Source organism: Mesorhizobium sp. B2-4-13, assembly GCF_006658535.1.
GTDB lineage: Bacteria > Pseudomonadota > Alphaproteobacteria > Rhizobiales > Rhizobiaceae > Mesorhizobium > Mesorhizobium australicum.
Window position 1 is genome coordinate 62331 of the sequence record NZ_VFVB01000012.1, and the last position, 19653, is coordinate 81983.

The window sequence follows — 19653 nt, forward strand, 5'->3', positions numbered from 1 at the left end:
AAAACCCGTGGCTGAGAACTACGACGTCATCATCATCGGCTCCGGTCCCGGCGGCTATGTCACCGCGGTGCGCTCCGCCCAGCTCGGCTTCAAGACGGCGATCGTCGAGCGCGAGCATCTAGGCGGCATCTGTCTGAATTGGGGCTGTATTCCGACCAAGGCGCTGCTGCGGTCGGCCGAGATCATGCATTATTCCGATCATCTGAAGGATTACGGCCTGAAGCTCGATGGCGGCAAGATCAGTGCCGATACCGCTGCCGTCGTCGATCGGTCGCGAAAAGTGTCGCTCAGGCTCAATGGCGGCGTCGCCTTCCTGATGAAGAAGAACAAGGTCGACGTCATCTGGGGCGAGGCCAAACTATCCAAGCCCGGTGAGATCGTGGTTTCCAAGACGGCCAAGAAGCCGATGGAGCCGCAGCCGCCGGTGCCGAAAGGCGTCAAGGGCGAGGGCACCTACACCGCCAAGCACATCATCCTGGCGACCGGCGCCCGGCCGCGCGCTCTGCCCGGCATAGAGCCGGACGGCAAGCTGATCTGGACTTATTTCGAAGCCATGGTGCCGAAGGAGATGCCGAAGTCGCTGCTGGTGATGGGCTCAGGCGCTATCGGCATCGAATTCGCCTCCTTCTATCGCACAATGGGCGCCGAGGTCACGGTGGTCGAGCTGCTGCCGGCGGTGATGCCGGTCGAGGACGCCGAGGTCTCGAAATTCGCGCAAAAGCAGTTCGAGAAGCAAGGCATGAAGATCATCCTCGAGGCCAAGGTAACCAAGGTCGAGAAGGGGACGAACTCGATTACCGCGCATGTCGAGATGAAAGACGGCAAGGTCGAGAAGATCACCGCCGATCGCATGATCTCGGCCGTTGGCGTCCAGGGCAATATCGAGAACCTCGGCCTTGAAGCACTCGGTGTTAAGACCGAGCGCGGTTGCGTGGTCATCGACGGTTATGGCAAGACCAATGTGCTTGGTATCTACGCCATCGGCGATGTCGCCGGTCCGCCCATGCTTGCTCACAAGGCCGAGCACGAGGGCGTCGTGTGCGTCGAGAAGATCGCGAACTTCCCCGGTGTTCACGCCACGGACAAGCTCAAGATCCCTGGTTGCACCTACTGCAATCCGCAGGTCGCCTCGGTTGGACTGACGGAAGCAAAAGCCAAGGCCGAGGGCAAGGATATCCGCGTCGGCCGCTTCCAGTTCGGGGCCAACGGCAAGGCCATCGCGCTTGGCGAAGACCAAGGCTTCATCAAGACCATCTTCGACAAGAAGACCGGTCAGTTGCTCGGCGCACACATGGTCGGCGCCGAAGTTACGGAACTGATCCAGGGTTTTGTCGTGGCGATGAACCTCGAAACCACCGAGGAAGAGCTGATGCACACCATCTTCCCGCATCCGACGCTGTCCGAGATGATGAAGGAAAGCGTGCTCGACGCCTATGGCCGCGCCTTGAACGCATGATAGATTCCCCGCGGGAGACTCAGCTGTCAAAGCCGTGCGATCTCGACGGCGAGGCAGTTCGTTTCCGAATGCATTTTTACTGGCGCAAGGAGAAGGCATATGCACTTGAACGGCGTGGGCTGGATCGCAGCAATCATTATCGGCGGCCTGGCAGGCTGGTTGGCCGAAATGGTCATGAAGAGCAACACCGGCATATTCATGAACATTATCATGGGCATCGTTGGCGCGGTGGTGCTGAACGCAGTCTTGCAGGCGCTCAACATCGGCGTGTTCGGCGTCGGCTGGACCGCCTATCTGATCACCGGCTTCATCGGTGCCTGCCTGCTGATCTGGGTAGGTCGCCTGGTGCGCCGTTAGTCGATATCGTTTTCGGCTATGCGAAAACGGTTGTAGCGGCATGCGCCGCTGCAGCCTTTTTCTTTGTCCCGAAAAGTCCTAGATGACGTTAAGGTGACGATCGCCGACGGGCGGTCGCAAGAAAGGCCAGGGTTCAGATGGTCACTGTCCTCGACACGATCGCCAGCGCGCCGCGGCTGCGGCATCCCGAGAAGGCCCACAAGCCCGACCAGGAGGTATTGCGCAAGCCGGACTGGATCCGCGTCAAGGCCCCGGTGTCGAAGGGATATGCCGAGACACGGGAGATCGTGAAATCGCACAAGCTGGTGACAGTATGCGAAGAGGCCGGTTGCCCGAACATCGGTGAGTGCTGGGAAAAGAAGCACGCCACCTTCATGATCATGGGCGAGATATGCACGCGCGCCTGCGCCTTCTGCAATGTCGCCACTGGCATCCCGACCGCGCTCGACTCCGACGAGCCCGCGCGTGTCGCGCATGCCGTCAAGCAAATGGGCCTCAGCCACGTCGTCATCACCTCCGTTGACCGCGACGATCTCGACGATGGCGGTGCGCAGCACTTCGCCGATGTCATCCGTGCGATCCGGGCGGCAACGCCTCTGACGACGATCGAAATCCTGACGCCCGATTTCCTGCGCAAGGAAGGCGCGCTGGAGATCGTCGTGGCGGCCCGGCCCGATGTCTTCAACCACAACCTCGAAACCGTGCCGTCGAATTATCTCAAGGTCCGGCCGGGCGCCCGCTATTTCCACTCGATCCGGCTGCTGCAGCGGGTCAAGGAACTCGATCCGTCGATTTTCACCAAGTCCGGCATCATGGTCGGCCTTGGCGAGGAGCGGAACGAAATCCTGCAATTAATGGACGATCTGCGTTCGGCCAATGTCGACTTCATGACCATCGGCCAATACCTGCAGCCGTCGAAGAAGCACCACCCGGTGATCCGCTTCGTCACGCCGGAGGAATTCAAGTCCTTCGAGACGATCGGCAAGACCAAGGGTTTCCTGCTGGTGGCATCGAGCCCGCTGACACGCTCTTCGCACCATGCCGGCGACGATTTCGCCCGGCTGCGCGCCGCGCGCGAAGCGCAGCTCCAGAAATTGATCTAACGCCGGTTTCATGCCGAAATTCGAAGCCACCCGACGCGTCGCCCACACGCCTGAGCAGATGTTCGCGCTGGTCGCCGACATCGAAACTTACCCGCAATTCCTGCCGCTTTGCGAAGCGTTGGCGGTCCGCTCGCGCAAGGAGCGTGACGGCCGCACCATCCTCGTGGCCGACATGAGCATCGGCTATAAGGCGATCCGGGAGACTTTCACGACGCAGGTACTGCTCAAGCCCGACGAACACGCCATCGACGTGAAGTATATTGACGGCCCGTTCAAATATCTGAGCAATGTCTGGCGGTTCGAGCCGGATGGTGCCGGCTGTGCCGTGCGCTTCTTCATCGACTATGAATTCAAGAGCCGCATCCTGGGTGCGCTGATGGGCACGATGTTCGATCGTGCCTTCCGCATGTTCGCCGAAGCTTTTGAAAAGCGCGCCGACATCATCTACGGCAAGAAACCGGCGGCCTGACTCTCGACAAGCGCCTGCAAGCCGATCTCAAGTGCATGATGGACGGTTTCCCGGCGGATGAAGTCACGGCCATTGTCGGCAAACAGCTTGCGTTCAGCCGTCACGGGTCGGCCGTTCACCGCAACGCCAAACCAGACCAGCCCGACCGGCTTTTCCCTGGAACCGCCACCCGGACCGGCAATGCCGGTGACGGCCAGCGCCAGCCCGGCACGCGACCGCGCGAGCGCTCCAGCGGCCATCTCGATGGCTGTCTCGCCCGAGACCGCACCATGCACGTCGAGCGAGGCGGCGCGAACACCGAGCATGTCCATCTTGGCTTCATTGGAATAGGTGATGAAGCCGCGATCGACCACGGCGGAAGAACCGGCAATGTCGGTCAGCGCGGCGATGATCATCCCGCCGGTACAGCTTTCCGCGGTCGCCAGCATGATGCCGCGCTCCCGGCACGCCTCAAACAGGGCGATTGCCAGTTCGCTGTTGGTCATTCCGGAACCTCGCCTGGAAACACCACACTGGCGGTGGCGATCGCCGCGATACCTTCCTCGCGGCCGACAAAGCCGAGCTTCTCGTTGGTTGTCGCCTTGACCGAGATGCGGTCGGCGGAAATGCCCAGCATCTGCGAAAGGACTGATGTCATCGCCTCGCGGTGCGGGCCGACGCGCGGCGCCTCGCAGATCAGCGTGATATCGGCATTGGCGATGCGTCCGCCGCGCTCGCGCACCAGTCTTGCCGCATGTTCGACGAATATCCGCGATGCAGCGCCTTTCCACTGCGGATCGGATGGAGGAAAGTGCGTGCCGATATCGCCGGCCCCGCAGGTCGCCAGCAGCGCGTCGGTCAGGGCGTGCAGGCCGACATCCGCGTCGGAATGGCCCGACAGTTTCCTGTCATGCGGGATGGCGACGCCACAAAGCGTAACATGGTCGCCGGGCTCGAAGGCGTGGACATCGTAGCCATTGCCGGTGCGGATGTCGGGAAAGTGTGTCCGCTCGCTAGAAAGTCGCTGGTGCGCCATGGCGATATCCCGTGCCCATGTGAGTTTGACATTGTCGGGCGATCCAGGAACGAGCTTCACCGGCATTTGCATCCATTCGGCGATCGACGCGTCGTCGGTAAAGTCGGATTTGCCGCTGTCATAGGCTTGCTCATGCATCGTCGTGATCGCGAGGAAGGGAAAGCCTTGCGGCGTTTGCGCCGCGTGCAGCCCGCTCCTTGGCACCGTTTCGCCGACCATGCCGGTCGCCGATTCGCGTTTCAGCGTGTCGGCGACCGGCAGGGCGGGAAGCGCGCCTTCACGTTCGCCGATGGCCGCGATTGTGCGGTCGATCAGATCCATGTCTACAAAGGGGCGCGCGGCGTCGTGGATGAGGACCTTGTCCGGCGCGTAGCTTCTCAGCGCCTGCAGCCCGAGCCGAACCGAATCCTGCCTGGTCGCGCCTCCGGCAATTGCCGTTACCCGATCCGCATCGGTTCCGACCGCTTGCTGAAAAAGCTCGCGGTCTTCGGCATGGATGGCCACGACGACCCGGCCGATGAGCGGGTGCGCCAGAAAAATGTCTATGACACGAGCGATGACGGCGCGTCCGCCAATTCGTTGATATTGCTTAGGACCATCGGCTTGTCCGGCGCGCGCGCCGCGGCCGGCCGCGACGATAACCACCGCGACTTTGCCACCCGGATCCGGAGCCTGATTTTCGGTTGCGCCAGTCATGCAGTCCGGTCCTAGTCGCGGCCAAGGCCGAAGGCCAGCATTTTCCCAATTGCGCCTTAATGTGGCGTCATTCCGCGTTGCACATTTCTCTCGATCTGGCTAGAGAATGTGCAACGAATGGACGTGCTTGGTTTTTGTGCATGGTTAACTTGACCGGATTGGCCCAGCCTCTCGACGTCGGCGGCGTCAGAATACGCAACCGCGTCTTCCTCGCGCCAATGTCGGGGATCACGGACGAGGCGTTCAGGCAGCGCGCCCATGGGCATGGCGCAGGCCTGGTCGTGTCCGAAATGGTGGCCAGCGGCGAGCTCGCCAAGGGCAGGGCGGGTTGTGGCCTGCGGATACGCCATTCCGGACTGCCCGTCCATATGGTGCAGCTTGCCGGGCGCGAGGCCAAGCATATGGCCGAAGGCGCGCGGATCGCCGCCGGCGAGGGCGCCGACATCATCGACATCAACATGGGCTGCCCGGCCAAGAAGGTCACCGGTGGCTATGCCGGTTCGGCATTGATGCTGGATTTAGACCACGCGCTCTCGCTGATCGAGGCCGTGGTAGGCGTGGTCCAGGTGCCGGTGACGGTCAAGATGCGGCTGGGTTGGGACGAAGGCGTGCTCAACGCTCCTATCCTGGCGCGCCGGGCCGAGCAGGCGGGCGTCAGGATGGTCACGGTCCATGGCCGCACACGCTGTCAGTTCTACCAGGGCAAGGCGGACTGGCGCGCCATCGCTCGCGTCAAGGAGGCTGTTTCCATTCCGGTCGTCGCCAATGGCGATGTCTGCTCCCCAAGCGAGGCAGCCGCCGTTCTCGAACAGTCCGGCGCCGATGCGTTGATGGTCGGCCGCGCCCATTATGGCGCGCCGTGGGTCGCCGGCGGCATCGCTGCGGCTGCCGCCGGGACATTTTCGCCCGGCATTCCCCAGACCCCGCAAGCGCTTACCGATTATGTCGTCGCCCACTACGAGGACATGCTGGCGCTTTACGGCATCGAGAGCGGCCTGCGCCAGGCGCGCAAGCATCTGGGCTGGTATCTCGACCGACTTGCCGAGGGTGTCGCTGGCGAGAGTAGGAAAGCGATATTGACCGCGTCCGAACCGGCCCGCGTCATTGCCTTGCTGCGTGACGTGTTTTCGCGCGATCCGCAAACCTTGAACCTGCGGAGCGCCGCATGACCGCAACCCCTGGCCAAGGCGTTGAAATGGCGGATGCTGCCCAGATCGTGCTAAACACGATCCGCCGCCCGGTGATCATGATCAGCGAGGAAGGCTTCATCACCTTCGCCAATGCCGATGCCGAGGACTTCTTTCGCTCCAGCGCGACCATGCTGGCGCGCAACACCCTGTCCAAGCTCATACCCTTCGGCAGTCCGCTGCTGACACTGGTCGACCAGGTGCGCGAGCGCCGCGCGCCCGTCAACGAATATCGGGTCGACGTTTCGTCGCCGCGCCTCGGCATCGAAAAGGTCGTCGATCTCTATGTCGCGCCGGTACCGGAGTTTCCGGGCTCCGTCGTGGTCATGTTCCAGGAGCGGTCGATGGCCGACAAGATCGACCGGCAGATGACGCATCGCGGCGCCGCGCGCTCGGTGACCGGTCTGGCGGCGATGCTGGCGCATGAGATCAAGAACCCGCTCTCCGGTATCAGGGGGGCGGCTCAGCTGCTCGAGCTGTCCGCTTCCGATGAGGATCGCGCGCTGACGCGGCTGATCACCGATGAGACGGACCGTATCGTGTCGCTGGTCGACCGCATGGAGGTGTTTTCCGACGAGCGGCCGATCGACCGCTATCCCGTCAACATCCATGTGGTGCTCGATCACGTGAAAGCGATCGCAAAGAACGGTTTCGCTAGGAAAATCAAGATACTGGAGGACTATGATCCATCATTGCCTCCGGTGTTTGCCAATCGTGATCAGCTGATCCAGGTGTTCCTTAATCTGATCAAGAACGCCGCCGAGGCAATCGGTAGCGACCCCCAGGGCGAGATCGTGCTGTCCACCGCCTTCCGGCCCGGTATTCGCGTTTCGGTTCCGGGGACGCAGGACCGCGTGTCGCTGCCGCTGGAGTTCTGCGTGCGCGACAACGGTTCCGGCGTGTCGGAGGATATCCTGCCGATCCTGTTCGATCCCTTCATCACCACCAAGCCGAACGGCTCGGGGCTCGGGCTGGCGCTGGTCGCCAAGATCGTCGGTGAACATGGCGGCATCATCGAATGCGATTCGACGCCGCGCGCGACAACATTCCGGGTCCTGATGCCGGCCTGGAAGGAAACGGCGCTTGGCGCTGATCAAGACGGTGAAGGAGACCGCAAATGACCGTTCGCGGCAATATTCTGGTCGCCGACGACGATGCTGCGATCCGCACCGTTCTCAATCAGGCCCTGTCGCGTGTCGGTCACGAGGTGCGCGTCACCTCCAACGCGTCGACCCTGTGGCGCTGGGTCGCGGCCGGCGAGGGTGATCTCGTCATCACCGACGTCGTGATGCCGGACGAGAACGCTTTCGACATGCTGCCGCGCATCAAGAAGGCGCGGCCGGAACTGCCTGTCATCGTCATGAGCGCCCAGAATACCTTCATGACGGCGATCCGCGCTTCCGAAACGGGCGCCTATGAATATCTGCCGAAGCCTTTCGATCTGACCGAACTCCTCAACATCGTCAACCGCGCTTTGTCCGAGCCCCGGCGGCCGAAGATCGATGCCAGGCAAGAAGAGCCGCCCGAAACGATGCCGCTGGTCGGCCGTTCGGCGGCCATGCAGGACATCTACCGCATGCTGGCGCGCATGATGCAGACCGACCTGACGGTGATGATTTCGGGCGAATCGGGCACCGGCAAGGAACTGGTGGCACGAGCGCTGCATGAATATGGGCGCCGTCGTGGCGGCCCGTTCGTTGCCATTAACATGGCGGCTATCCCGCGCGACCTCATCGAATCGGAACTGTTCGGTCACGAGAAGGGCGCCTTCACCGGCGCGCAGAGCCGCTCGACCGGTCGCTTCGAGCAGGCGGAGGGCGGCACGCTGTTCCTCGACGAGATCGGCGACATGCCGATGGAGGCGCAGACGCGCTTGCTGCGCGTCCTGCAGCAGGGCGAGTACACGACTGTCGGCGGCCGCACGCCGATCAAGACCGATGTGCGCATTGTCGCCGCCACCAACAAGGACCTGCGTACGCTGATCAACCAGGGCCTCTTCCGCGAGGATCTTTTCTACCGTCTCAATGTCGTGCCGCTCAGGTTGCCGGCCCTGCGCGAACGCTCCGAGGATGTGCCCGATCTGGTGCGCCATTTCTTCAAGCTCGGCGAAATGGAGGGGCTGCAGACCAAGCGCATCTCTTCCGGCGGCATCGAACTGATGAAGCGCTATCCCTGGCCAGGCAATGTGCGCGAGCTGGAAAACCTGGTCCGCAGGCTCGCCGCGCTTTATTCGCAGGACGAGATTTCCGCCGAGATCATCGAGACGGAGCTCAAGACAGGCGAACGCCCCGTGGTACCAGGCGGCGGCAACCTCATTCCCGACGATCTTTCCATCGGGCAGGCGGTGGAGCACTTCCTGCAGCGCTATTTCGCCTCCTTTGCGGGCGAATTGCCGCCTGCCGGTCTGTACGAGCGTATCCTGTCCGAAGTCGAATATCCGCTGGTGCTGGCTTCGATGACGGCAACCCGCGGCAACCAGATCAAGGCCGCGGAGCTCCTGGGACTCAACCGCAACACCCTGCGCAAGAAGATTCGCGAATTGGGCGTCAACGTTTACAAGTCCTCCCGCCAGACCTGAGCCCGCGCTGCATACAGGATCTTTTCAGGGGACCGACCGGGGAACGAGTCCTGTAGTTGTCACACTTGTTGCATAATCGCCACAATGCGTTGCATAGATCGGACGCAATCACTGGCTCTAGACGGCGACATGGCTCCGCAGACACCTGTACTCAACAAACCGCTCTTCAGCGAACCTGGCGCGCGCGACGGGCGCCGGCTGCTGGCACTCCCCGGCGTGGTGGCGGTCGTCGGTGCCTTGGTCATGGCGGCTATTTCGTTCGCCATCCTGGTCGGTGCGACACCGATTGCGCCTGACGCCAAAACGACCTGGGCGCTGATCGCTCTCAACGCCGCCTTCGTGCTCTTCCTCATCGCGCTGGTTGGACGCGAGGTGCATCGCATCGTCATGGCGCGCCGGCATGGCAAAGCGGCTTCTCGGCTGCATGTGCGCATCGTTGCCATGTTCGCTCTCGTTGCCGCCATTCCCGCCATCATGGTGGCGATCATCGCCTCGATCACGCTCGATATCGGCCTTGATCGCTGGTTCGAAATTCGCACCAAGACGATCGTCAATTCGTCCCTGTCGATCGCCGACGCCTATGTGCAGGAGAACGCGCGCAACCTGCAGGGTACGACGTTGTCGATGGCCTACGATCTCGATGCGTCGCGAACGCTCTACGGCCTCGATCGCACCGGCTTTCTCGATCTCATGAACAAGGAAGCCGTGGGCCGCTCGCTGGCGCATGCCGCGCTGATCAAGCCCGATGGCTCCTTCGTCATGAGCGCCAAGACCGATGCCGATTTCGCCATGCCGGAACCCCCGGAAGGAGCGGTGGCCACCGCCACCGACGGCAAGCCGGTGCTGATCGAGCCGCGCACGCGCAACATCATGGGCGCCATCGTCAAGCTGCGCGAGATCGATGGCCTCTATCTCTACACCATCCGTCTGGTCGACCCCGAGGTGATCAAGGCGCGGCAGATCGTCAGGTCCAACACCGACGAGTATCGCAATCTCGAGGATAACAGGCGTACCTCGCAAGTGGCGTTTGCGCTGCCCTATCTGTCGCTGACCCTGATCATCATCCTGTCGGCAATCTGGACCGGCATAGCTGTTGCCGACCGGCTCGTGCGGCCGATCCGTCAGCTGATCGGCGCTGCCGACGAAGTCGCGACCGGCAATCTCGACGTCGCGGTGCCGGTGCGGCCATCCGATGGCGATGTCGCCTCGCTCGGCGACACGTTCAACAAGATGCTGCTGGAGCTCAAATCGCAGCGCAACGAGATCCTGTCAGCGAAGGACCTGATCGATGAGAGGCGGCGTTTTTCCGAAGCCGTGCTTGCCGGCGTCACCGCCGGCGTCATCGGCGTCGACCCTTACGGCATCATCACCATCGTCAATCGTTCTGCCGAATCGATGCTGGCCGTTTCCGCCAGCGCGGCACTTGGGCAGAATCTTTCCGCAATCCTGCCGCATGTCGGCCGCGTCTTCGAGATCGGTCGTAAATCCGGCAAGCCGGTCTACCGCGAACAGGTGACCTTCTATCGCGCCGGCGCCGAGCGGACCTTCAATGTGCAGGTCACCATCGAGGCAGGCGATGACGGCTCGGAGGAAAAATCCTATGTCGTGACCGTCGATGACATCACCGATCTGGTTCAGGCCCAGCGCTCATCCGCTTGGGCCGACGTGGCGCGGCGCATTGCCCACGAGATCAAGAATCCGCTGACGCCGATCCAGCTTTCCGCCGAACGCATCAAGCGTCGCTACGGCAAGGTCATCACCGAAGACCGCGAGGTTTTCGACCAATGCACCGACACCATCATCCGCCAGGTGGAGGATATCGGCCGCATGGTCGACGAGTTCTCGGCTTTCGCGCGCATGCCAAAGCCCGAGATGAAGGCCATCGACCTGCGCGAATCGCTGCGCGAGGCTTCCTTCCTGGTCGAAGTCAGCCGCGCCGACATCACCTTCGAGCGGATATTCGGGAACGAGCCGCTCAAGGGCACGTTCGACAGCCGGCTGATGGCCCAGGCTTTCGGCAATGTGATCAAGAATGCCGCCGAGGCGATCGACGGACTGGAACATAAGGACGGTTCGCACGGCATAATCCGGATTCAAGCCGGCCGTCAGAATGGCGCGATTCGCATCGATGTCATCGACAATGGCAAAGGCCTGCCGCGCGAGAATCGCCAACGGTTGCTGGAGCCCTATATGACCACGCGTGAAAAGGGCACCGGGCTTGGTCTCGCTATCGTCAAGAAGATCGTGGAGGACCATGGCGGCAGGCTGGAACTCCATGACGCGCCTGCGGATTTCCACGGCGGGCGCGGCGCGATGATCAGCATCATCCTGCCGCCTGCAACCAGCGCGCCGCCGCGCGGCGAAACCAAGGCGGACCACGAAAGAGAAACTGAAAAGGTCGATAATGGCGTCTGATATTCTCATCGTCGATGACGAGGAAGACATCCGCGAACTCGTCGCGGGCATCCTGAGTGACGAGGGTCACGAAACCCGCACGGCATTCGATGCCGACAGCGCACTGGCGGCCATCGCCGACCGAGCACCGAGGCTGATCTTCCTTGATATCTGGCTGCAGGGTTCGCGTCTGGACGGCTTGGCGCTGCTCGACGAGATCAAGACCATGCACCCGAACCTGCCGGTAGTGATGATTTCAGGCCACGGCAACATCGAAACGGCGGTTTCCGCCATCCGTCGCGGCGCCTATGATTTCATCGAAAAGCCGTTCAAGGCCGACAGGCTGATCCTCATTGCCGAACGCGCACTCGAGACCTCGAAACTGCGCCGCGAAGTTTCCGACCTCAAGCTGCGCAGCGGCGAGACTTTCGATTTGATCGGCATGTCCTCGGCGATGAGCCAGTTGCGCCAGACCATCGAGCGTGTCGCGCCGACCAACAGCCGGGTGATGATCGTTGGCCCTTCCGGATCGGGCAAGGAACTGGCCGCCCGCGCCATTCATACGCTGTCGGCGCGCAAGGGCGGGCCGTTCGTGACGCTGAGTGCCGCCAATATCACGCCTGAACGCATGGAGATCGAACTGTTCGGCACCGAATCGAACGGGGTCGAACGTAAGGTGGGGGCGCTGGAGGAGGCCCATCGCGGCATTCTATACATCGACGAAGTGGCCGACATGCCGCGCGAGACGCAGAACAAGATTTTGCGCGTGCTGGTCGAACAGCAATTCGAGCGGGTGGGCGGTACTAAGCGGGTCAAGGTCGACGTCCGCATCATTTCCTCGACCTCGCAGAACCTTGAGGCGATGATCGCAGACGGGCGTTTCCGCGAGGATCTCTATCACCGGCTCGCCGTGGTTCCGGTCATGGTGCCGGGACTGGCCGAGCGGCGCGAGGACATTCCCTATCTCGTCGACAACTTCATGAAGCAGATCGCCCGCCAGGCTGGCATCAAGCCACGCCGTATCGGCGACGACGCGCTGGCCGTGCTGCAGGCGCACAACTGGCCGGGCAACGTGCGCCAGTTGCGCAACAACGTCGAGCGACTGATGATCCTGGCGCGCGGCGAGGACGTGGACGCGCCGATCACCGCGGATCTGCTGCCGTCCGAAATCGGCGATGTCATGCCGCGCACGCCCAACCAGTCGGACCAGCATATAATGGCGCTGCCGCTGCGCGAGGCACGCGAACAGTTCGAAAAGGACTATCTGATCGCCCAGATCAACCGGTTCGGCGGCAACATTTCGAAGACAGCCGAGTTCATCGGCATGGAGCGTTCCGCCTTGCACCGCAAGCTGAAGTCGCTGGGCGTCTGACCCAATCCTCGGTGGCCCACGCGATTGTCCGTTACCTGCACGGCGGAATCGCCTAAACAGGCCGAACCAAATCTCCCGAGGTGACCATGCCGCGCATTGCCTATGTGAACGGGCGCTACATCACTCATGCCGATGCCGCCGTGCATATCGAGGATCGCGGCTACCAGTTCGCCGACGGCGTCTACGAGGTCTGCGAGGTGGCGCGCGGCTTCATCGTCGACATGCCGCGCCACCTTGCCCGGCTGAACCGCTCGCTGACCGAACTGTCGATCGCCTGGCCGGTGACACGCAATGTGTTGCCGCTGATCCTGCGCGAAGTGGTCAACCGCAATCATGTCGTCAACGGCCTGGTCTATGTTCAGGTGACGCGCGGTGTCGCCAGCCGGGAATTTGTCTTCCCATCGGCGAACGTCAAGCCCGCGCTGGTGGTGACAGCCAGGAAGGCCGACCCTGCCGCGGGAGCCAAGCGAGCCGAGACCGGTATCGCCGTCATCACCGTGCCGGAGAACCGGTGGGACCGCGTCGACATCAAGACCGTCGGGCTGCTGCCCAATGTATTGGCCAAGCAGAAGGCCAAGGAAGCGGGCGCACAGGAGGCGTGGTTCGTGGATGCCGACGGCAACGTCAAGGAGGGCGGTTCGTCGAATGCCTGGATCGTTACCAGGGATGGCGTACTGGTCACCCGGCCGGCCGAACATGGCATTCTGCGCGGCATCACGCGCACCACCATGTTCGAAGTCGCGGCAAGGCTCGGCCTGAAGATCGAGGAACGGGAATTTTCCGTCGCCGAGGCCAAAGCGGCCCGCGAAGCATTCATCAGTTCCGCGACGACTATTGCCATGCCGATCGTGGCCATTGACGGCGATCCCATAGCCAATGGCCACCCCGGCTCAATAACACTTTCGTTGCGGCATGCCTTTTTTGACATTGCGGAAAAAAGTCCAGCCTGATAACCGCACAGGTGGAATGAACATCAATATATCTCGTTCTGCTTGTCGTTACTGACGGCAAGAGGGTGTTTGCGCGCTTGACATGTGCCCGCTAATTTGGCGCATTGGCTGCAAACCGAAGGGGATCGGCGAAAGACAAAAACAATGGCGGAACGATCGCAAAACCTTCAGGACCTGTTCCTGAATTCAGTTCGCAAGAGCAAGAACCCACTCACCATCTTTCTTATCAACGGCGTGAAGCTGACCGGCGTGGTCACTTCTTTCGATAATTTCTGCGTCCTGCTGCGCCGCGACGGTCACTCCCAACTCGTCTACAAGCACGCCATTTCCACGATCATGCCGAGCCAGCCGGTTCAGATGTTCGATGGCGAGGAAAGCCAGGGCGCCTGATTGGCACGTGAGAAGGACGCGGACGGCACGGTTCGCGGAAAACCAGCGCATCATCCCGGGACGGAAGCCAAGGGTCCGACCCGGGCTGTTGTCATTGTGCCTGTGCTTACGCGCCAACCGCGTAACGACGATGACACGAACCGTCCGCGGCTGACGCGCTCGGCCGAGGCGCGCCACGACGAAGCAGTCGGCCTTGCCCGCGCCATCGACCTTGATCTGATCCATACGGCGGTCGTGACCGTCAACGACCCGCGCCCGGCGACGTTGCTGGGCAGCGGCAAGGTCGAGGAGTTCGCCGGGATCGTCAGGGAAGGGCACGCGGAAGTGGTCATCGTCGACCATCCGCTGACGCCGGTGCAGCAGCGCAATCTCGAGAAGCAATTCAACGCCAAGGTGCTGGATCGCACCGGGCTGATCCTGGAGATTTTCGGCGAGCGCGCGCGCACCAAGGAAGGCACGCTGCAGGTCGAGCTTGCCCATCTCAACTACCAGAAGGGCCGCCTGGTGCGCAGCTGGACCCACCTGGAGCGTCAGCGTGGCGGTGCAGGCTTCCTCGGTGGCCCCGGTGAAACGCAGATCGAATCCGATCGGCGGCAGTTGCAGGAAAAGATCATAAAGCTGAAGCACGAGCTGGAAACCGTGCGCCGCACCCGCGACCTGCACCGCGCCAAGCGCAAGAAGGTGCCGTTTCCAGTGGTGGCGATCGTCGGCTACACCAACGCTGGCAAGTCGACGCTGTTCAACAAGCTGACCGGAGCAGGGGTGCTGGCGCAGGACATGCTGTTCGCCACGCTGGATCCGACACTGCGCCGCGTGCGGCTGCCGCATGGCACGCCGATCATTCTTTCCGACACGGTGGGCTTCATTTCGGACCTGCCGACGCATCTGATCGCGGCGTTCCGGGCGACCTTGGAAGAGGTGGTCGAGGCCGATCTCGTCATCCATCTGCGCGACATTTCCGATCCCGACACGGCGGCGCAGGCCGAGGATGTCGAGCGCATCCTCGCCGATCTCGGCGTCGACGCCAGCGACACCAGGCGCGTGATCGAAGTCTGGAACAAGATCGACCTGCTGGACGAAGGCAACAGGCAGCGGCTGCTCGCCGATAGCACCGACGGTTCCAAGGAGCCGCCGATTGCCGTATCGGCGGTGTCAGGCGAAGGCATCGATGCGCTGAAAGCGGTTATCGAAACGCGGATGGCCGGCGAACTGCAAGACCTGACAGTGACGATCGAGCCGGCACAATTCGGCCTGGTCGACTGGCTTTATCGCAATGGCGATGTCGTTTCGCGAACCGACAATGACGATGGCAGCGCCACCGTTTCGCTGAAGGCCACGCAAAGCGCCCGCGAAGAGATTGAAAGCCGATTGCGTCGCAAAAACAACGGCTAACGCGCAGAAATTCCAGGATAAGTATCGCGCTTTCCGTCCGGAATTGCCGGAGCTATAGAGGCTTACCTTGCAGTCTTTGCTTCCTGCCAGAGCGCTTCCATCTCCTCCAGGCTAGCTTCCTCCAGCGAGCCGCCTGATTTTTCCAGGGCCTGCTCGACATAGTGGAAGCGTGAGCGGAATTTCTCGTTGGTGCCGCTGAGCGCCGCCTCCGAATCGAGCTTCAGGTGACGGCCGAGATTGACGACGGCAAACAACATGTCGCCGAACTCGTCCTTGATCGAGGCCGTCTCACCCCTGGCCAAAGCCTCGCGCAACTCCCCGATCTCTTCCTCGATCTTGTCCAGGATGGGAGCAGCCTCGCTCCAGTCGAAGCCGACGCGGGCGGCTTTTTCCTGAAGCTTCAGCGCTCGCGTCAAGGCGGGCAGGGCGACCGGAACGCTGTCCAGGAACCCCTTGCCGTTGTCCTCCGGGTCAAGACCGCGCGCGAGCCGGGCTTGTCGCTTCTCGGCCTTCTCCTGCGCCTTGATCTTCTCCCACATGCCCTTGGCCATGCCGGCGCTGCGGGCCTTCTCGTCGCCAAAGACGTGCGGATGGCGGCGGATCATCTTGGTGGTGATGGCCTGGACAACGTCAGGGAAGGCGAATTCGCCGGCTTCCTGCGCCATTTGGGCATGGTAGACGACCTGCAGCAGGAGGTCACCGAGTTCGTCGCGCAAATCGTCGAGATCGCCGCGCGCGATGGCATCCGCCACCTCGTAGGCCTCCTCGATCGTGTAGGGCGCGATGGTGGAGAAGTCCTGCTCGATGTCCCACGGGCAGCCGGTCTTCGGCGCGCGCAACGCCGCCATGATCTCGATCAGGCGTGAAATGTCTTTCGATGGCGTCATGGTGCGGATGCTATCGCGCGAACCGCCACTCGGCCAACGCTGTCAGCCGGCGAGGGGACCTTGTCCACAGGCGCGCCGTACCCGCCTCGTCAGTCCAGCACGGAAACGATCGCCTTGGCGAGGTCATCCATGCCGTCCTCGGGCAGGCCGGCGACGTTGATGCGGCTGTCGCCGACCATGTAGACGGCGTGCTCGGCGCGCAGCCTTTCGACCTGCGCTTCCGTGAGGCCGAGCCGCGAGAACATGCCACGATGGCTGGCAACGAAGTCGAAGCGGTCGGAATTGGATTGCCGGCGCAGCGCCTCGGCGAATGCGACCCTAAGCCTCAGCATACGAAGACGCATCTCTTCCAGTTCTGCTTCCCAGTCGGCACGCAGCGCGGCGTCTTCCAGGACGATGCGCACTGCCGCGGCACCATGGTCGGGTGGCATCGAATACATGGCGCGCGCCGCCGACAGCATCTGGCTCATCGCGACGTCGGCCTGCGCGCCGTCCCTGGCCAGGACCATCGCCGCGCCGACCCGGTCGCGGTACACCGCGAAATTCTTCGAGCAGCTCGACGCGACAACCATTTCCGGAACTTTCGCGGCCAGCAGCCGCAAGCCGAGGGCATCGGCCTCCAGGCCGTCGCCAAAGCCTTGATAGGCGATGTCGACAAATGGCAGCAGGCCGCGCTCGACGACGAGATCGGCGATGGCCTCCCACTGGGCCGCATCCAGATTGGCGCCGGTCGGATTGTGGCAGCAGCCATGCAGCAGTACCACGTCGCCGCTGTTGGCCGACCGCAGCGTCGCCAGCATGTCGTCGAAACGAACCGCTCCCGAGGCCGCATCGAAATAGGGATATTCGCGAATCTGCAGGCCGGCGGAACGCATCACCGGCATATGGTTCGGCCAGGTCGGGTCGGAGACCCAGACCGTGGCATCCGAACGCGTCCGCTTGAGCAGTTCTGCCACCAGCCGCAGCGCGCCGGAGCCACCGGGCGCCTGTGCCGCCCGGATGCGCGACAGGTCCGCGCCCTGACCGAAGGCGAGCTTGGCCATCATAGTGTTGAACCCGGTATCGCCGGCAAGGCCGAGATAGGTCTTGGTATCCTGGCTCTGCAGCAGCCGCTTCTCGGCCTCGCGCACGGCCCGCATAACCGGCGTCTTGCCGTCGCGATCCTTGTAGACGCCGACACCGAGATCGACCTTGCCAGGGCGTGGATCGGCGCGATAGAGGCCGATCAGCGCAAGAATCTTGTCGGCGGCAGCTGGCTGCAGGTCTTCGAACATCATTATGGTTCCGTTGGCGCGGCGGAGTGATACGCAAATTGGCCACGTTTCACCAGCGGTTTTGATCGCGCCGGCGCGAAAGGCGGCACCTGCCGGTGCTGCTTTTCAACCACTTCAGAGAAGGCATGCCATGCTCGTCCGTCTGACCATGATCTGCGCCGGTGCCACGGCGGCGACCCGGAAAGGGCGGTTTCCCTCGGATGAACCGCTGGAGCCACGATCGCTGACATTGGCAAAGGCGATGCGCGGGACGCTGCGTCGCGCCGACCGTGTGTGGACAGCGCCGGCGCTTCGCGCCTGTCAGACCGCCGAGGCGCTGTCGCTGAACGCGTCCGTCGATCCGATGCTGGCCGACCAGAATAACGGACGATGGGCAGGCAAGAGCTTTGAAGAGGTGCAGGCGCGACAGCCTGAAGAAATCGCCGCATGGCTTACGGATCCGAATGTGGCCCCGCATGGTGGTGAGTCGCTGGCCGATGTTGCCCGACGGACCGCTGGATTGATGGATCGATTGATCGCCGAACGTGGCCATACCATCGCCGTGACCCATGCCAGCGTCATCCGCGCCGCGATCCTGCATGTTCTCGGGGCGCCGCTTGCCGCCAGCTCAAAGATCGACGTCGAGCCACTGAGCATCACCGATTTTCGCAGCGACGGCCGCCGGTGGGTGTTGCGCGCCTGCGGTGTCACGGTTCCCAAACCGGCAAAACCACTTGGACCTAAGGGCGTTCACGGAACCTAGGCGAGACGAGATACCTGCAACCGATATTTCGCGCGAAGAAAAATCGGCAGGGCCGGGATTAAAATCCCCACATGCTCCGTAAACAGGGCATGAAACGGTCGATGCCACGCTTTGACATCCTAGGACAGCTCGGGTCGCTGCGGCGCTACGCCCGTTCGCTGACGCGCGACGGCGTCGAGGCCGAGGATCTCGTCCACGACGCGCTGGTGCGCGCCTATGAGCGGCGCGGCTCGTTCCGCTCGGGCGGAAACCTGCGCGCCTGGCTGCTGTCGATCGTCCACAACACCTTCATCGACCGTCTGCGCTCGCGCCGCTCGGAAGCCGCTCGCCTCGAACAGGCCCGATATCTGGCCGACGGCAGCACCCCGGCGCCGCAGGACCATTCCGTGCGCCTGGCGCAGGTTCGCGAAGCCTTTTTCAGCCTGCCGGAAGAGCAGCGCTCGGCACTGCATCTGGTCGCCATCGAAGGGCTCTCTTACCAGCAGGCCGCCAACGCCAGCGGCGTGCCGCTGGGCACGCTCATGTCGCGTATCGGCAGGGCGCGCGCCGCCCTGCGCCAGATGGAAGAGGCGCCGGCACGCGGAAAAAATCATCTCAGGATCGTGGGAGGTGACTCATGACCGCTCTTGTCGACCCGGTTACGGACGTCGATCTCGACGCCTATGTCGACGACCAGCTCGACGTTAGCCGCCGCATCGAGGTCGAAGCCTTCCTGTCGGCGCGTCCGGACAGTGCCGCGCGTGTGATGTCGGATCTGCGCACCCGCGATGAATTGCGCGTGGCGCTGGCCGGCTCCGAAGGCATGGCGCGGCCGGCGACGGCCGATGCGGCGCGGCGGCTGGAGAGGGGGCTTGGCCGGGGCCGCATCTTCGGTGTGCTGCAACGCGCGGCAGCGGTCGCCGCTTTCGTTGCCGCCGGTTGGCTGGCCAACGGCATCGTCGGGCCGATGTCGGTGACCAAGGTCGTCGCTTCACCGCAGCCGCCCGCCTATGTCGACGAGGCGGTACAGGCACACAGGACCACGCTGCTGCGCGAAAACATGCCCTCGCAGACCGAGGCGCCTAATTACAATGCCGGCGAGATCCGCGCCGTCACCGCCATCGTCATGCCGGCGCTGCCGAAGGATTGGAAGGTCCGCGACGTGCAGATCTATCCGTCGCGCTTCGGCCCGAGTGTCGAGATTGCGGTCGACACCAAGGAGATGGGCCTGGTTTCGCTGTTTGCGATCCGGCCGGGCACTTTCGATGTAGTCAAGCCGACCATGGCGCCCTCGGGCGACATCTCCTCGGCCTATTTCCAGATCGGCGATGTCGCCTACGCTGTCGTCGCCAAGAGCGAGGTTCATGATCTCGACCGCGCCGCCGAAACGCTCGCCAGAACGCTTTACTGAC

19 protein-coding genes are annotated in these 19653 nt (G+C 62.8%); 15 read left to right on the plus strand and 4 right to left on the minus strand.

Annotated features, from left to right (window positions below; translation table 11 throughout):
- Nucleotides 1-7 precede the first annotated feature (7 nt).
- From lpdA to FJ936_RS26395, 4 genes are all read left to right on the plus strand, one after another.
- Nucleotides 8-1456 carry a dihydrolipoyl dehydrogenase gene (gene lpdA, locus FJ936_RS26380; RefSeq protein WP_140792897.1) on the plus strand — a complete coding sequence of 483 codons (1449 nt, stop codon included), beginning with the start codon at nt 8-10 and terminating at the stop codon, nt 1454-1456.
- 99 nt (nt 1457-1555) lie between these two features.
- On the plus strand, nt 1556-1813 hold the full coding sequence (locus tag FJ936_RS26385) for a GlsB/YeaQ/YmgE family stress response membrane protein (RefSeq protein WP_140619600.1): 258 nt from the start codon (nt 1556-1558) through the stop codon (nt 1811-1813).
- 137 nt (nt 1814-1950) lie between these two features.
- A complete protein-coding gene (lipA, locus tag FJ936_RS26390) occupies nt 1951-2916 on the plus strand; it encodes a lipoyl synthase (RefSeq protein ID WP_140792895.1) in 966 nt (321 codons plus the stop codon).
- Between the two features lie 10 nt (nt 2917-2926).
- Nucleotides 2927-3385: a type II toxin-antitoxin system RatA family toxin gene (locus FJ936_RS26395; RefSeq protein ID WP_015317926.1), complete on the plus strand. Its 459-nt coding sequence runs from the start codon at nt 2927-2929 to the stop codon at nt 3383-3385.
- Here the strand turns inward: FJ936_RS26395 and FJ936_RS26400 are convergent.
- Nucleotides 3361-3870: a CinA family protein gene (locus tag FJ936_RS26400; protein ID WP_140792893.1), complete on the minus strand. Its 510-nt coding sequence runs from the start codon at nt 3868-3870 to the stop codon at nt 3361-3363. The two genes, FJ936_RS26395 and FJ936_RS26400, sit on opposite strands and share 25 nt — an antisense overlap.
- Nucleotides 3867-5096 (minus strand): bifunctional 2-C-methyl-D-erythritol 4-phosphate cytidylyltransferase/2-C-methyl-D-erythritol 2,4-cyclodiphosphate synthase, encoded by a 1230-nt coding sequence (locus FJ936_RS26405; protein ID WP_140792891.1) that lies wholly within the window; start codon nt 5094-5096, stop codon nt 3867-3869. The genes FJ936_RS26400 and FJ936_RS26405 overlap by 4 nt, the downstream gene beginning before the upstream one ends.
- 140 nt (nt 5097-5236) lie before the next feature.
- Between FJ936_RS26405 and dusB the strand changes: the two genes are divergently transcribed.
- The 8 genes from dusB to hflX all read left to right on the plus strand — a co-directional run bounded on the left by dusB (nt 5237) and on the right by hflX (nt 15359).
- Complete coding sequence (dusB, locus tag FJ936_RS26410; RefSeq protein ID WP_140792890.1) at nt 5237-6265, plus strand: tRNA dihydrouridine synthase DusB; 1029 nt, start codon at nt 5237-5239, stop codon at nt 6263-6265.
- A complete protein-coding gene (locus tag FJ936_RS26415; RefSeq protein ID WP_140619608.1) occupies nt 6262-7404 on the plus strand; it encodes a nitrogen regulation protein NR(II) in 1143 nt (380 codons plus the stop codon). Before dusB ends, FJ936_RS26415 begins: the two co-directional genes overlap by 4 nt.
- On the plus strand, nt 7401-8861 hold the full coding sequence (gene ntrC / locus FJ936_RS26420; protein ID WP_023783973.1) for a nitrogen regulation protein NR(I): 1461 nt from the start codon (nt 7401-7403) through the stop codon (nt 8859-8861). The genes FJ936_RS26415 and ntrC overlap by 4 nt, the downstream gene beginning before the upstream one ends.
- A 129-nt stretch (nt 8862-8990) precedes the next feature.
- On the plus strand, nt 8991-11276 hold the full coding sequence (locus FJ936_RS26425) for a PAS domain-containing sensor histidine kinase (protein ID WP_181763169.1): 2286 nt from the start codon (nt 8991-8993) through the stop codon (nt 11274-11276).
- Entirely contained in the window at nt 11266-12627 is a 1362-nt protein-coding gene (locus FJ936_RS26430) for a sigma-54 dependent transcriptional regulator (RefSeq protein WP_140792888.1), read from the plus strand. The genes FJ936_RS26425 and FJ936_RS26430 overlap by 11 nt, the downstream gene beginning before the upstream one ends.
- Before the next feature lie 86 nt (nt 12628-12713).
- Entirely contained in the window at nt 12714-13577 is an 864-nt protein-coding gene (locus FJ936_RS26435) for a D-amino-acid transaminase (protein ID WP_140664418.1), read from the plus strand.
- Nucleotides 13578-13721: 144 nt separating this feature from the next.
- A complete protein-coding gene (gene hfq, locus FJ936_RS26440) occupies nt 13722-13967 on the plus strand; it encodes an RNA chaperone Hfq (protein ID WP_006202172.1) in 246 nt (81 codons plus the stop codon).
- Complete coding sequence (gene hflX / locus FJ936_RS26445; RefSeq protein ID WP_015317917.1) at nt 13968-15359, plus strand: GTPase HflX; 1392 nt, start codon at nt 13968-13970, stop codon at nt 15357-15359.
- Between the two features lie 62 nt (nt 15360-15421).
- Here hflX and mazG read toward each other — a convergent pair whose 3' ends face one another.
- Together mazG and FJ936_RS26455 are read right to left on the minus strand one after the other, a co-directional pair.
- Entirely contained in the window at nt 15422-16246 is an 825-nt protein-coding gene (mazG, locus tag FJ936_RS26450) for a nucleoside triphosphate pyrophosphohydrolase (protein ID WP_015317916.1), read from the minus strand.
- A gap of 89 nt (nt 16247-16335) precedes the next feature.
- Nucleotides 16336-17520 carry an amino acid aminotransferase gene (locus FJ936_RS26455; RefSeq protein WP_140619612.1) on the minus strand — a complete coding sequence of 395 codons (1185 nt, stop codon included), beginning with the start codon at nt 17518-17520 and terminating at the stop codon, nt 16336-16338.
- 130 nt (nt 17521-17650) lie between these two features.
- Between FJ936_RS26455 and FJ936_RS26460 the strand changes: the two genes are divergently transcribed.
- From FJ936_RS26460 to FJ936_RS26470, 3 genes are all read left to right on the plus strand, one after another.
- The gene (locus FJ936_RS26460; protein WP_140792901.1) at nt 17651-18262 is read left to right on the plus strand and encodes a histidine phosphatase family protein; all 612 of its coding nucleotides are present in this window, start codon (nt 17651-17653) and stop codon (nt 18260-18262) included.
- Between the two features lie 101 nt (nt 18263-18363).
- Nucleotides 18364-18882 carry a sigma-70 family RNA polymerase sigma factor gene (locus FJ936_RS26465; protein WP_246674008.1) on the plus strand — a complete coding sequence of 173 codons (519 nt, stop codon included), beginning with the start codon at nt 18364-18366 and terminating at the stop codon, nt 18880-18882.
- Nucleotides 18879-19652: an anti-sigma factor gene (locus FJ936_RS26470; RefSeq protein WP_141907145.1), complete on the plus strand. Its 774-nt coding sequence runs from the start codon at nt 18879-18881 to the stop codon at nt 19650-19652. Before FJ936_RS26465 ends, FJ936_RS26470 begins: the two co-directional genes overlap by 4 nt.
- Nucleotide 19653: the final 1 nt, after the last annotated feature.